13 protein-coding genes are annotated in these 13,652 nt (G+C 35.7%); 6 read left to right on the top strand and 7 right to left on the bottom strand.

All coding sequences use genetic code 11. The features are described from left to right. Positions 1-2: 2 nt before the first annotated feature. Genes F7R58_RS01200 through F7R58_RS01190 form a run of 3 tightly spaced genes read right to left on the bottom strand, consistent with a single transcriptional unit; the run spans position 3 to position 1,251 of the window. Positions 3-704, bottom strand: coding sequence for a hypothetical protein (locus tag F7R58_RS01200; protein ID WP_133159944.1), 702 nt, complete (start codon positions 702-704; stop codon positions 3-5). A gap of 11 nt (positions 705-715) precedes the next feature. After that, a complete protein-coding gene (locus F7R58_RS01195; protein ID WP_024564041.1) occupies positions 716-967 on the bottom strand; it encodes a DUF3853 family protein in 252 nt (83 codons plus the stop codon). Beyond that, the gene (locus F7R58_RS01190) at positions 967-1,251 is read right to left on the bottom strand and encodes a DUF3853 family protein (RefSeq protein ID WP_024564040.1); all 285 of its coding nucleotides are present in this window, start codon (positions 1,249-1,251) and stop codon (positions 967-969) included. The genes F7R58_RS01195 and F7R58_RS01190 overlap by 1 nt, the downstream gene beginning before the upstream one ends. A gap of 134 nt (positions 1,252-1,385) precedes the next feature. On the opposite strand from F7R58_RS01190, the gene F7R58_RS01185 reads away from it, so the two are divergent. The 6 genes from F7R58_RS01185 to aroQ all read left to right on the top strand — a co-directional run bounded on the left by F7R58_RS01185 (position 1,386) and on the right by aroQ (position 8,333). Then, complete coding sequence (locus tag F7R58_RS01185; RefSeq protein WP_133159943.1) at positions 1,386-1,835, top strand: hypothetical protein; 450 nt, start codon at positions 1,386-1,388, stop codon at positions 1,833-1,835. Positions 1,836-1,837: 2 nt separating this feature from the next. Continuing rightward, positions 1,838-2,527: a hypothetical protein gene (locus F7R58_RS01180; protein WP_024564038.1), complete on the top strand. Its 690-nt coding sequence runs from the start codon at positions 1,838-1,840 to the stop codon at positions 2,525-2,527. A 14-nt stretch (positions 2,528-2,541) separates the two neighbouring features. Then, a complete protein-coding gene (locus F7R58_RS01175) occupies positions 2,542-3,810 on the top strand; it encodes a site-specific integrase (protein WP_024564037.1) in 1,269 nt (422 codons plus the stop codon). Between the two features lie 115 nt (positions 3,811-3,925). Continuing rightward, on the top strand, positions 3,926-6,949 hold the full coding sequence (locus tag F7R58_RS01170; protein ID WP_228050545.1) for an Eco57I restriction-modification methylase domain-containing protein: 3,024 nt from the start codon (positions 3,926-3,928) through the stop codon (positions 6,947-6,949). A 61-nt stretch (positions 6,950-7,010) separates the two neighbouring features. After that, entirely contained in the window at positions 7,011-7,673 is a 663-nt protein-coding gene (locus F7R58_RS01165) for a hypothetical protein (protein WP_139351752.1), read from the top strand. A 249-nt stretch (positions 7,674-7,922) separates the two neighbouring features. Further along, complete coding sequence (aroQ, locus tag F7R58_RS01160; RefSeq protein WP_158063194.1) at positions 7,923-8,333, top strand: type II 3-dehydroquinate dehydratase; 411 nt, start codon at positions 7,923-7,925, stop codon at positions 8,331-8,333. A 56-nt stretch (positions 8,334-8,389) separates the two neighbouring features. On the opposite strand, the gene pckA is transcribed toward aroQ, so the two are convergent. The 4 genes from pckA to F7R58_RS01140 form a co-directional block, all read right to left on the bottom strand. Next, entirely contained in the window at positions 8,390-9,994 is a 1,605-nt protein-coding gene (gene pckA, locus F7R58_RS01155) for a phosphoenolpyruvate carboxykinase (ATP) (RefSeq protein ID WP_158063193.1), read from the bottom strand. A 110-nt stretch (positions 9,995-10,104) separates the two neighbouring features. Then, entirely contained in the window at positions 10,105-11,019 is a 915-nt protein-coding gene (locus F7R58_RS01150) for a GYDIA family GHMP kinase (protein WP_229723828.1), read from the bottom strand. A gap of 7 nt (positions 11,020-11,026) precedes the next feature. After that, positions 11,027-11,893 (bottom strand): ACP S-malonyltransferase, encoded by an 867-nt coding sequence (gene fabD / locus F7R58_RS01145; protein WP_158063192.1) that lies wholly within the window; start codon positions 11,891-11,893, stop codon positions 11,027-11,029. Positions 11,894-11,986: 93 nt separating this feature from the next. Further along, positions 11,987-13,648: a LysM peptidoglycan-binding domain-containing protein gene (locus tag F7R58_RS01140; RefSeq protein ID WP_158065335.1), complete on the bottom strand. Its 1,662-nt coding sequence runs from the start codon at positions 13,646-13,648 to the stop codon at positions 11,987-11,989. Positions 13,649-13,652 lie beyond the last annotated feature (4 nt).

Below are 13,652 nucleotides of genomic sequence, written 5' to 3'. Positions count from 1 at the left end.
TTTCATGATGTTTTCGGTCGTTTGATATTTGGAATGGAATCGACGGAAACTGTATCATCATTTTGACTATTCTTCAAATAGGGCAGGATACTTTTTAATGAGGATTTCCAGTTGGAAATGGGTCTTCCAGAACTATTCCGCCAGTCGTTTTCTAACCACGAATGATATTTTTCTTCAATTACAGAGTCCAAAAGAGGCTGATAATCCTCTAAAGTTGTTGCAAACTGAATAAATTCTTCCAATTCGGGAATAATTTTTGACTTGCTGCTTTTGGAAGTATCAGTAATGGAAACTTTATCACTAGATTTACTGATTTTGGGAACAACTTCCTTGGACGAATCGCTTCTCTTTAAAGTTTCATGTTTTTCAACAATTTCCAAACTTGGTACTTTTTCGATTTTTTCCTTCTCTATTTTCTCCAGTATGGGAATATCAGATAAGTAATTTAACAGAATTCTGTAATTACAAGGAAATCCACTTTTGGACTCAAATTCAACAAGACCCAACTCGCGAAGTTTATCTTTGGTCGGTTTTACGGTTTTTCTAGTTATTCCCAATGCATTACCGAGTGCAACATCGGAAATAACGACCTTATAACTATCGTTGTCCTTTCCTAATTTCAAAAGGTACAGATAGAGCGAAATTGCCGAAGAGCCAAGTCTTGCCTTGTGATTGAAGTCCCAAAATCGGTCGATAAGTTCCAAGTAATACATTTCTAACTGCTTGCAAAAAGTTCTATAGCCTTTTTCTTGTCGATGATGATGATGTTTCCTTTCTGAATGATGGCTTCATCCAAAATTCCTGAAGATTTAATCTTGGATGCTTTTGAAATGGAACAGCCCAGAATTTTTGCCAAACCTTTTAAACCGTATTCATACATATTTTCAGAATTTAAATTTTTAGATATCTCTAAAAATTCTTTTACGGTCAGATTGCAAAGAGGTGTTTGTGGGGTTATGTTTTCCATCAGCTGTTATCTTTAAAAAGTTCTAATGCTTTTTCCGAATCAATGATAATTTTTCTCCCATTTTGAATGATGGCTTCATCAAAAATTCCCTTACTTTTCAATTTTCCTGCATGATTTTTAGAGCATCCCAATATTCTTGCTAATCCAGAAAGACCGTAAACATACTTTTCATTAAATACCTTTTCTTGTGTGGGGTTTTCTGATGATTCTTGTTTTCTGGCATCTAAAATTTCCACAAATTCACCTATGGTCAATTGCCAAATTGGTCTATTATAATCTTCCATTTTGAAATTTTTATTGTAATTTGTTCTAAAAAAATACTTATTTGTATATATTTTACTATATTTGTATTGCAAATATAAAATAAATATTGAAATATATCTATATTTTAATCTCAAAAACAAAAAAAAAATTAAAGATGACTATAACTGAAAGATTGCAAAGTTACATGACCTACAAAGGGTTAAACCCCAATAAAATCACTGTTGAAGCTGGTTTGTCTGTTGGTTTAATTGGCAGAGCTATAAAAAACAACTCGGGACTCAACTCAGATACTATTGAAAAAATACTATACACTTATACCGATTTGAATCCAGAGTGGTTTATTTCGGAATCAGGTGAAATGCTAAAAACCAACAACCAAAACATTAATAATAATGGCTCAGGAAATAATGTAAACAGCAACATTAATGGAAATATTAGTGGAAATGTTACTATTTCGCATAGCGAGTTTTCTAATATGATAGAACTTCAAAAAGGCTATCAAGAAATACAAAAAGAACTAACAGAAAGATTGAAAACCAGTCAAGAGCAACTATCGGATAGCATGAGACAGGTTACTATACTTCTTGAAATTTTAAAAAAATAACTATGAAAAGGATTTTGATAATTAGTGCTATTTTATTTGGGGGAATCGTGATTGCTCAGCAGAAGAAAAATGCTTTGAATAATTGGAAAAGTAGAGATGCAGAAATCGCACAAAAGGTTTTTTCAAAATATCAGGAAAAAGAAAATAAGAAATTAGAAGATGAAAAAGCAGATTTAATAAAAATTCAAAAAAAGTTGAAAATTGAGATAATAAACGAAGGGGACATTGAGAAATACAATCAAAATATATGGCTTCGTATTGTAAAAGTGAATAATGGAAATTTAGAACAGATTGTTGATACGAGAGATAAGGATATTTCAGTTGTTACAAATACAATGGGAACGAACAATTGGAAAGATGAAGCAGGAGGGTTTAATTATACATCTTTCACTGACTTAATGAAGATTTCCCAGGAGCTTACAAGTAATAGAAATGAAACAGGAATATTAGCAAACTCATTAAAGCCCATTGAATCTTTTGAAACCCGCGAACCTGTTTTATATTTTTCTTTAAAAATCTACACACATAAAAACAGTTCAGAACAAACAACTTTACCAACCTTGTCCAAAACAATAAATATTTATGCTGACAACCAACTGATAAAGACTTTAAAATACTCTTTAGATGACTTTATAAAAGCAGAAGGAGTGTCAATACGGGACTTTAAATTGGGTTCTATTGAAAATCGATAATCAATTTTTCTAATATGAATATAAAGTATCACGCTCAATTTCTTCTTGACAGGGAAAAAGACAATCCTACTGCAAAACTGCGATATCGCATTAAGTGGGATGGCAATATTGTGGCTTTCAATTTGGGATATAGAGTAGAAATACAAAAATGGAGCAAGGAAACACAACGCTGTAAGGCCAATACAACTCACGGCGATAAGAAAATTTTCGCAAGCATTATCAACAGGAAAATTCAAGAATTTGAATCGGCTTGTCAAAGAACTTTTCAAAAATTTGAAGTTGATGTAATGTCTCCATGCTCAAAACAATTCCGTGAATCTTTTAATTGCGAAGTTGGGAGAACTTCGAAAACTGAAATTGTAGAAGAAAAGTCTTTTTTTGATGTTTTTGACCTATTTACTCAAGAAGAATCAAGAAACTCATATTGGAAAGATAAAACCTTGATGAAGATGAATACGCTAAAAAACAAGTTAACAGAATTTAATCCCAATTTAAAATTTGACAACTTGGATGAGGAGGGCTATAACAAGTTCCAACATTTTTTGGAATCAAAAAATCATAAAAACTCTACTATTCTGAAAGAGTTTAAGTCTTTAAAGTGGTTTTTAAAATGGGCAAAAAGAAAAGGATATCAAACAAATTCCTATTTCGAACTATTTCAACCAAAACTAAAGAACATTCCGAAAAAAGTTATTTTTCTTTCACAGGATGAATTGAAGAGATTTCGTGAATATGTAATTCCCGAAAACAAAAAACATCTTGAAAAAATTCGGGACGTTTTCTTATTTCAATGCTTTACCGGTCTGCGATATTCTGATGTTTTTAATTTACGGAAATCGGACGTCAAAGAAAAACACATTGAAATAAATTCTATAAAAACATCTGATAATCTCACAATCGACCTTAATGCGCATAGTCGTGAAATTTTGTTAAAATACAAAGATGAAGATTTTGTGCAAAATAGAGCTTTACCCGTTATTAGCAATCAAAAAATGAATGACTACCTAAAGGAGTTGGCAGAGTTAGTAGAAATTGATGAACCTATTACGCAGACTTATTATATGGGAAAAAAAAGAATTGACGAAGTGTTACCGAAATATTCTTTACTTGGAACTCACTGCGGTAGAAGAACATTTATTTGCAATGCATTATCACTTGGGATTCCTCCGCAAGTAGTAATGAAGTGGACTGGACATAGTGATTACAGCGCCATGAAACCCTATATAGATATTGCTGATGAAATAAAAGCAACCGCAATGGAGAAATTTGATTTAATAATTTAAATATTGGGACAAGGGGATTTGGTAATGTTTTTTAATCGGCAAGAATTATATTTTATTGTAACTTTGCAATAAGGTGAAAAATTCTGAACTACATAAACTTCTGATTAAGTTAAACTTGGAAAATACTGTTTTTTATAAAAATGAACAGGATGGCTCTTATGATTTTGATTTTCATCCGGATATCCTAAATAAAATTAAAAGAATTTCTCCCGATGCAGTCTATGTATTCAATAACCAACCTTTATTACTGTTTTTTGATTTAACCAATTCTGATGATTTAAATAAAGAATCTGAGATACATAAAAAAGTTTGGTCTTTTGATAATTCCCCAATCGTTTTTATATTAAAAGACAAAGATATTTCTATCTATAATGCTTTAAATTATATCAAAAATAAAGATGGTAGAGGCGGTTATCTCCAAGAGGTTGAAATATCTGATGAAGAAAGAGACGAGAAATTTTCTTTTTGGAGTTTGCAGTCGGGGGAAACTTGGGCTTGGTTTCAAGATGAATACTTGTCTAAAAAAAACGAAAACCAAACACGGGTTAATCAGAGACTATTTCAAAACATTAAAGATGTACGAAATTATTTAACTGATAAAACAAAATCAAATTTTCTTGATGAGAAATCTGCCAATTCTTTGATTCTAAGATTAATTTTTATTCGATATTTAATTGATAGAGGTATCAAGATTGATGAGGCGTATATTTCAGGCGAATCACTTAATGAAAAAAGAAAAAACTTTATTCTTTTAATTTCAGAACCTGAAAAACTCAATCAATTATTTGAAAGACTTAATGATAATTTCAATGGTGTTCTTTTCAAAGAGACAGATATAAAGTTAAATCAAATTCAAGCAAATTATTTAGCTGATGTTTTTAAAGGAGAGCTTGAGCAACAAGGCTCTTTATTTGAAGGCTCTTTCTTTGAGATTTTTGATTTTTCAATTATTCCTGTTGAAGTAATATCGGGTATTTATGAATCTTTGATTGATGATGAGACTAAAGATTTAGATTCAGCAGTTTATACTCCGTCTTTTTTAGTTGATTATATTTTATCAGATACTGTTGATAAATATCTGAATCAAAATAATGTTTCAGAATGTAAAATTTTTGAGGTTGCAGTTGGCTCGGGAATATTCTTAGTTCAATCTTTGAGAAGAATGATTGAAAAAGAAATTGAACTTAATGGAGATTCAAATAAAAATGAATTTAGTAACAAAATTAGAGAAATTGCTAAAAATAATCTGTTTGGAATTGATATAAATGAAGAGGCTCTAAAAGTTACTTGTTTCTCAATTTATATAGCATTATTGGATTATCAACAGCCAAAAGACATTGATAAGTATCCATTCCCTAATCTTTTAGGGACTAATCTTTTCAAAGCTAATTTCTTTGATAAGTCACATGATTTTAATAAAGTAATAAAAAATAATCCACCAAAATTTATATTGGGGAATCCACCATGGAAAAGCAAAAAAGAAGATGTAGTTCATGTTAAATGGTTAAAGGACAATAAAAAAACAGTTGGCAGATTTGAAATTGCTCAGTCATTTCTTTTGAGAGCTAAAGATTTTATGAGTGATGAAACACAATCGGCACTCATTGTTACTAGTACAATTTTCTATAATGTTTCACAAAAAACTAAAGGATTTAAAAAGGATTTCTTAACTACATTTTGTGTAGAAAAGTTTTTTGATTTATCCCCAGTAAGAAGATTAATTTTTGAGAAGAAAAATAGTCCTGCTAGTATCGTTTATTTTAGACTATCAAAAGATAATGATTGCCAAAAGAATATAATTAATCATCAATCAGTTAAATTTAATCGTTTTATCAAATATTTCAAAATGTTAGTTATTGAAAGGTTTGATCAAAAAGCGTTACCACAGAAATATTTTTTAGAAAATGATTGGATGTTTAAGGTTGCCTTATATGGAAGTTATTTGGATTTTAATTTCTTGAAAGTATTACCTCAAAAAAATATTGGGTCAATTATCAATAATAACACTATCTATAAAGGGGCTGGTATAGAAAGAGGGAAAGATCCGAATTTTTTTCCAGAATTAATTGGAATGAAAATTTTAGAAAACTCTCAGATTGAACAGGGCTACACTAATACCAAAAATTACAAATCTCTAAATAAAGAAGACGTTTATTTGTCGAGGGGGAGAGATAAAAATATTTTTTTGGGCAATAAAGTTTTATTTAAAGAACAGGCTCTTAATGAATCAGAACCACTAATTTCTTTTTCAAGTGAGGATTTTGTTTTTAGAAAAGGGGTGTTTTCTATCTCTTCAAAAACTGAAAATATTATATTATTATTATATTCTTTACTTAAATCTGATTTAAGTCAATACTTTCTTTTTCTAATTTCTGGTGCCTGGGGAGTAGCAACTAGACCCGCTATAAGATTTGATGAAGAATTACTAAGGATGCCATTGCTTGATTTTGATAAATCAGTATTAGAAAAATTGGTTAATAATGCTAAATCAATTATTGAATATTATGCCACTTTTTATGACAAATTTAATCTTGGAAAGCCTTCTGTAAATCATTTTTTGCTCCAAAAAAATAATCAAATAATTAATGACTCTTATGGTGTCAAAGACTACGAGAAGGATTTAATTGATTATGCTTTAAATGTCTCTCGTTATCAGTTTCAACAAAGCAAACAGCATCTTGTTACTAATTTTAATGATTCTGACCACCGTAACCAAAAACAAGTTTTAGAGAAATATGCCGATGTTTACATAAAAGAATTTGAGGAAATATATTATGATGAGTTTGTAAAAGTTGAGATTTTTACAATGAGACATTTCATTGCAATGAATTTCATTATTACAGACAAAAAGCCAAAAGAAAAAATATCATATCCTAAAAATACTGATGAAAAAGATGTTTTGGAGAAACTGGCAAATAATTTGACTATTGAAAGAATAACAGATACCAGCGACCCATCAAAAAATCTATATATTCAAAAGGATATAAAAGGATTTGAAAGTGATTCTTTTTATATTATAAAGCCAAATGAATATAAATGTTGGCATCGTGCAATGGCATGGTATGATGTTGCAGAATTTAAGCAGGCTATTCAAGAAGCAGAATTAAAACGTCTTAATAACATTTCTGCCAATGATTAGTAACGCCGATAATTTTAAAAAGAATAGAAATCGGGTTATAGAATCTCATGTTAGGAAAATAATGAGATATGTAATTGACTGCTATCATCTTATTTTAAAGGATGGAAAGAAATATGATTATGCTACAAGGGGGAAAATAAAGCAAGAAGATTTTTTAAGAAATGGACTTGTTGATGATTATATGAGGGAAAATATCAATCTTTTAAATGACAGCCCCATTAATGAATATTCAATAGAGAATTTTATCAATAAGGAATCTGCTGAATCATATTATGATGCTAAGGATGGTTTAATGCATGACGATAAAATAGATATTAAAATTGATTATCCTTATTTGAAATTAGATTTAGAAGATAAGTTGACTTATTTTGCAATAGAATGTAAAAGAATTAAAACTAATACAGATTCTATTGCTTACATAGGTGATACTATAAAGTTTTCACAGAGAAGCTATGTAAAAGGACGAATACCTTATGAAGGGCAAATCGGATTTATTGAAAACCCCAAAATATCCCATTCTTCAATTTTTCCAATAATAAATAAAAAGTTAAAATCTAATAAAAATTTGACTACTATTAAAGATTTGCAGTCTGAGATTCTTGCACCAAACTTTGAAGGTTCTTACAGGTCTCTACACCAAAAATCAAATGAAACAAAAGACAAGTTTTCAGTCTTTCACTTATTGTTCGATTACTCCAAAATCGTTCTAAATAATTATGACTAAATTAAGAAGGTTGAACTGAATTGATTTTGGTCCCTACTTCAAAAATCAGGGACAAATTCAAGGGATGTTCAATATTGTTTATAACGCTTTAATGTTTCTTAAATATTTGTAAATTATTTAAAATCAACGAAATGAATATTTATTGTGTTTTATTGAAGTATATTAATATTCCCCTACGGGCTACCAAGTAACTTCCGAAATTTTTTCGGAAGTTTTTTTATGTCTAAATTTGAGATAAATCTACCCTATATGAATATACTGATTGTAAACGGTCCTAACCTGAATTTGCTGGGCACAAGGGAACCGGAGATTTATGGCCACACGACTATGGAGGAAGTACTAAAATCGCTCAAGGCTGAGTTCAGTACACATCATATTGATTTCTACCAATCCAATGTGGAAGGCGATCTGATCAACCGTTTACAGGAGGCCAACTATGATGCGCTTATAATCAATCCCGGCGCTTATACACACTATTCCTACGCGCTGGCAGACTGCCTGAAAAACATCTCAGCGGCAAAGGTGGAGGTTCATATATCCAACATTTACAAACGCGAGGAATTCCGCCAAAAATCCGTAACCGCAGCGCATACAGACGGTGTGATCACTGGCTTCGGAATAAAAGGCTACAGGCTGGCTATTTTAAGCCTAAATAATTAACCACAAAAAATCCCCGAAAATAAATTCGGGGATTTTTCAATTCGAAACCTGACTTTTTAAAGTTGAGGTCCTGAAGGTATTAATTTCTTCGCTTCATCGGAGTCACAATACTGCTCAAAATTCTTGATATATCTGGCAGCAAGGTCTTTGGCCTTAGTTTCCCATTCTGAAGGATTTTCATAAGTATCACGCGGATCAAGGATTCCTTCAGATACATTAGGTAATGCTGTCGGAACCTCCAGGTTCATAATCGGAATAGTCACCTTTTCTGCACGGTCTATTGAGCCGTCGATAATTGCATCAATTATCGCACGTGTATCTTTCAGGGAAATTCTTTTTCCGGTACCGTTCCAGCCTGTATTTACAAGATATGCTTTAGCTCCATGCTCCTTCATCTTTCCAATAAGTGTTTTGGAGTACATTGTAGGGTGCAGGGTAAGGAAAGCCTCACCAAACGCTGGTGAAAAAGAAGGTTCAGGTGCAGTAATTCCTCTTTCGGTGCCAGCAAGTTTTGAGGTATAGCCGCAAAGGAAGTGATACTGAGCCTGGTCTTCAGTAAGTACAGAAACCGGTGGCAATACACCAAACGCGTCAGCAGAAAGATAAACGATCTTACTTGCATGACCGGCCTTGGAAGGAAGGACAATTTTGTTAATATGATATATCGGGTAGGAAACACGCGTATTCTCCGTAATAGATCCGTCTGTGTAATCAATCTTACCATTTTCGTCTACAACAACATTTTCCAGAAGTGCATCTCTCTTGATGGCTCTGAAAATATCGGGTTCTTTTTCTTCAGAAAGATCAATTACCTTGGCATAGCAACCGCCTTCATAGTTAAAGACACCGTTATTGTCCCAACCGTGCTCATCGTCACCAATCAGGTATCTTTTTGGATCTGCAGAAAGTGTAGTTTTTCCGGTACCTGAAAGTCCGAAGAAAAGGGCCACATCGCCTTCTTCACCAACATTTGCAGAACAGTGCATTGAAGCCATTCCTTTAAGCGGCAGGTAATAATTCATCATAGCGAACATTCCTTTCTTCATTTCGCCGCCATACCAGGTACCGCCAATGATCTGCATCTTTTCTGTAAGATTGAACATCACGAAATTCTCGGAGTTCAATCCCTGCTCCTGCCAGTTAGGATTAGTAGTTTTGGAACCGTTGATCACCATAAAATCCGGTGCACCAAAGTTTTCAAGCTCATGGTTGGAAGGGCGGATAAACATATTGGTTACAAAGTGTGCCTGCCAGGCCACTTCCATAATGAATCTCACCTTAAGACGAGTATCGGGGTTGGTGCCACAAAACGCATCAACAACATAAATCTTCTCGGATTTGGACAGCTGGTCCATAACCAAAGATTTGCAGCTTGCGAATATTTCCGGGGATGTAGGCAGGTTTACTTTGCCGTCCCAATAAATAGTGTCACGCGTTTCGTCGTCCAGGACAATATAACGGTCCTTCGGAGAACGGCCTGTGAAGATTCCGGTCTTTACGGACATTGCGCCCGACTCAGTCAGGATGCCTTTCTCAAATCCTTCGTTCTTTGCTGAGTTCTCAGCCTGGAAAAGTTCTTCATAAGACGGATTGTACACCACTTCCTGATAACCTGTTATACCCAGATCATTCAGCTGCTGAATAATTTTGATGTGTTTCATGCTAGAAATAGATTTTTTTCGAATTGAATGGGCCAAATTTAAGCAAATTTACTAAGCTATACATGTTAAAACACAATGATATTGGTCACCAATATTTTGCACAGAATCATTTACGGTTTGGCTGAAATCAATTCATCCCACTCAAAAACCCGTGTATAGCCACGCGACGCAAACCAGGAACGATAGTCTTTAACCCTGGAGGCCATTACAAAATCGCCGCCCCAGGCGCCCAGACTTTTGATGGTTCCGGGGTACTCGGTGAACAATTGATCTTTAACCTTCGGTATTCCCAGGAATTCTGAAACCAAATTTTCATGAAGTTCCAATAATTCCAGAAAATCATGCAACGCAGTACATTCATAAATTTCCTGAGTCAACGCGGAAAACCGGTTGATCAGTTCCGCAGACTTTTCCTTACTACGGTAAAGCTTAATTCCCGCACGGCTGTCCTGTTTGCGGTTAATGTGCACAAAAATTAAGTCATCTTTAAATGGCGGCGAATAGTTCACCACTTCCACCATCAGTTCCGGAGAGTTCTGGAACAGTACTGCATTCTTCTCCCGCGCAACTGCAATATCATAGCCACTGCCATGCAAGAGTATCTCATTTAGAGCATAGGCATCACAGGCCGACCACTCAGCTATATTATTTATCAACGTAGAACTGCTGCCTAAACCATAATCTGCCGGAAACTGCAGGTTGGTTTTGAGGTAATAGGTGTCAGAACCTTGAAATTTTGTAGGTGAATATTGCTGGATATACTGCAACAGACGAAGCACAAATTCTGCCGGTTGCGGTAAATTGGTATCCAGAATGGTCCAGGTTTTATAATCCAGCTTCACCTGCAGCCAAGGGTGGCCCTGATGTAATGCCTCCCAAAAGACTTCGCTTCGGCCGTTTTCCTTTTCTTCAAAAAAAAACTCCTGACCCGGCGTTGTAGGAACAGCCAGAGCAAGAGCACCGTCCAGGACAAAGTATTCTGAAGTCAGCAATAATTTTCCCGGCGAAAATATTCTGCCCATCATAAGCAGATTATGAAATTACGACTTCGGAGTTTATCTTTTTAATAAGACCCTGTAAAGTTTTACCCGGTCCGACTTCAACGAACTTTGTAGCACCATCCTTAATCATATTCTGAACACTTTGGGTCCATTTCACAGGTCCAGTGAGTTGGGCAATCAGGTTATTCTTGATTTCTTCAGGATCAGATACGGCAGTAGTCGTTATGTTCTGATATACGGGAATTGTAGAATTTCTGAATTTTGTATTTGAAATAGCCATCGCCAGACGATCCTGAGCAGACTGCATCAGAGGTGAATGGAAGGCTCCGTTCACGGGAAGCAAAAGCGCCCGTTTCGCACCGGCTTCTTTCATCCGTACACAGGCCTCTTCAACCGCTTCAGTTTCGCCGGAGATTACCAGCTGACCCGGACAGTTATAATTAGCAGGAACGACCACTCCATTTACAGAGGCGCAAATTTCCTCCACTTTACTGTCTTCCAGCCCCAGGATAGCAGCCATTGAACTTGGATGAGCATCACAGGCTTCCTGCATGGCCCTGGCACGCTCATGCACCAGTTTCAAACCATCCTGAAAAGAGAGCACTCCGTTTGCCACCAGCGCGGAAAATTCACCCAGTGAATGCCCTGCAACCATTTCGGTGCCCAATGCATCAGTAGCTTTCAGTGCAGCCAAAGAATGGATAAAAATGGCAGGTTGGGTTATTTCTGTCTTTTTAAGATCTTCCTCAGCACCGCTGAACATCAGCGACAATATATCAAATCCAAGGACATCATTGGCAGATTCCATCAGGTCTTTGATGTCTTTGCGGGAATCGTATAGTTCTTTTCCCATTCCAACAAACTGTGAACCTTGCCCAGGAAATACAAGTGCTTTCATCTACTTTAATTAGTAATTAATGCGGCAAATTTACGTAAAATAAACGGCATTGAAATGTATTTTCAATGCCGCACTTCTTTAAGAAATAAGTTTTCAGGGTACCAAACGGACTACACGGTAACCTGTATTAACGTAAGCACCGTTTCTATGTATACGTTCAAATTCAAATTTGGTTGCCAACTGAGTCTGGGTCTTACCCATCTGACTGAAGATCTCACCGCGGCTGTTTTCGCGGCTTAACATATCATTCATCACATCAAAACCGATAATTGCGTACTTACCGGGGGTTTTGCAATATTTTCTGTTGAATTCAGACAGAATCTCTTTTTCAAAAGAACCTTCTGTATTAATGGTTCTGTCCATTACGTACACTAAACTAGCCTTACCAAGCTCGTCGGCCTTCTTTTCAAATGCAGGTACGTAAAACATACTGAATGCTTTCATTCCCTGCACCTCACCGGACATTGCGATCATCTTTTCGGCAAACGCCTGCCCTGTACTGTCATCATTGCTGGCCAGAACCGCGATCACGGGCACTGATTGTCCTGTCATCATATTCGTATCTGCCGTAATCTCTGACGGTGAGTTCACCAACTGTATATTTGGATTCTTAAGTGCCTTTATAAGTCCGGTTCGGATATAATTTGCGTGGGTACGGTCACCATCTGCAACTATAAAAATTCTCTGGTCAGTGTGGGCAGTTTTTACTTCCTGGATGATGCGGTCCGCATAAGTCTGCTCGTTAGTTTCAACAATAATAAGATTACTGAATCCATAAAGGTCATCTGAATTGGCAAAAGGTGCAACAATCGGGATTTTGCTGTCCTTCACATAGTCCAGCACTTCAAGTATACTGGATTTGAAAAGTGGACCTACGATCAGATCGGTATTATCTCTGTTAATTTGAGTTAGTGAGTTCTTAAAGGTGGCCTCACTTCCCGCATCTACAATTTTGACATTCAGTTTCTGCCCGCGGCGTGCATTTCTTTCTATAGCGAGCTTGGCTCCCGAAAGGAAATCCAGGGACATAGTTCTATACTTGCTGTCGCCGGACTCATAACCGAAAGGAAGCATGACCACAACATTAAGTTCATCGCCGGACTTTTTAACATACGCTTTATCAGCCGGCTTCACCTTCAAAACCATTCCGCTTCTAAGGCCCTTCGCAAGATCCGGGTTCAGCCTTATCAGATCATCCAGACTTACCGAAAATTTATTAACGATGCCAAAAGTTGTATCGCCGGACTGCACAGTATAGGTAACAAAATTGTCAGAAGATATTCCGCTGGAAGTGTAGGTGTTGGCAGATGCAGATACGGGCGCAGATGGTTTTGCTTTTTCAGAAGTACCCGAAGTATTGCTGTCTGCGTAGCGGCTGACGTTAGAAGCAGGCAAAGCAATACGGTCGCCAATCTTAAGGTTGGATTCCAGACCCGGATTCAGCTTTCGGAGTTCAGCTTCACTGATTTTATACTGTCTGAGCAGACCGTACAGTGTTTGTCCGGACTGGACGGTAATGTAACTAACCGCTGAGGAGGCAGAGGCAGCAGAACCGTTTTTAACAGTAACTTTATCTCCGATTTTGAGGTTACCACTTTTGGCCGCAGGATTAAGTTTATAAAACTCGTCAAGTGAAATGCCGTATTTGCGGGCAATGTTGTAGGCATTGTCGCCTTTGGCCACAGTATGCATTTTCTGTTGCGCCGAAACACTGCTGAACAGCAGGAAGACGGACATTATGAATATTTTCTTCATCATC

It is taken from the genome of Chryseobacterium sp. (assembly GCF_008831505.1).
GTDB lineage: Bacteria > Bacteroidota > Bacteroidia > Flavobacteriales > Weeksellaceae > Marnyiella.
Note: the sequence above shows the minus strand (reverse complement) of the source record. Positions and strands in the feature narration are given on the sequence as shown.

What these genes read in the sequence shown, in the direction of transcription:
- F7R58_RS01185 (WP_133159943.1), top strand. Translation starts at nt 1,386, where the DNA reads ATGACTATAACTGAAAGATTGCAAAGTTACATGACCTACAAAGGGTTA.
- F7R58_RS01165 (WP_139351752.1), top strand. Translation starts at nt 7,011, where the DNA reads ATGAGATATGTAATTGACTGCTATCATCTTATTTTAAAGGATGGAAAG.
- F7R58_RS01180 (WP_024564038.1), top strand. Translation starts at nt 1,838, where the DNA reads ATGAAAAGGATTTTGATAATTAGTGCTATTTTATTTGGGGGAATCGTG.
- F7R58_RS01190 (WP_024564040.1), bottom strand. Translation starts at nt 1,251, where the DNA reads ATGGAAGATTATAATAGACCAATTTGGCAATTGACCATAGGTGAATTT.
- F7R58_RS01150 (WP_229723828.1), bottom strand. Translation starts at nt 11,019, where the DNA reads ATGATGGGCAGAATATTTTCGCCGGGAAAATTATTGCTGACTTCAGAA.
- pckA (WP_158063193.1), bottom strand. Translation starts at nt 9,994, where the DNA reads ATGAAACACATCAAAATTATTCAGCAGCTGAATGATCTGGGTATAACA.
- F7R58_RS01195 (WP_024564041.1), bottom strand. Translation starts at nt 967, where the DNA reads ATGGAAAACATAACCCCACAAACACCTCTTTGCAATCTGACCGTAAAA.
- F7R58_RS01140 (WP_158065335.1), bottom strand. Translation starts at nt 13,648, where the DNA reads ATGAAGAAAATATTCATAATGTCCGTCTTCCTGCTGTTCAGCAGTGTT.
- F7R58_RS01175 (WP_024564037.1), top strand. Translation starts at nt 2,542, where the DNA reads ATGAATATAAAGTATCACGCTCAATTTCTTCTTGACAGGGAAAAAGAC.
- fabD (WP_158063192.1), bottom strand. Translation starts at nt 11,893, where the DNA reads ATGAAAGCACTTGTATTTCCTGGGCAAGGTTCACAGTTTGTTGGAATG.
- aroQ (WP_158063194.1), top strand. Translation starts at nt 7,923, where the DNA reads ATGAATATACTGATTGTAAACGGTCCTAACCTGAATTTGCTGGGCACA.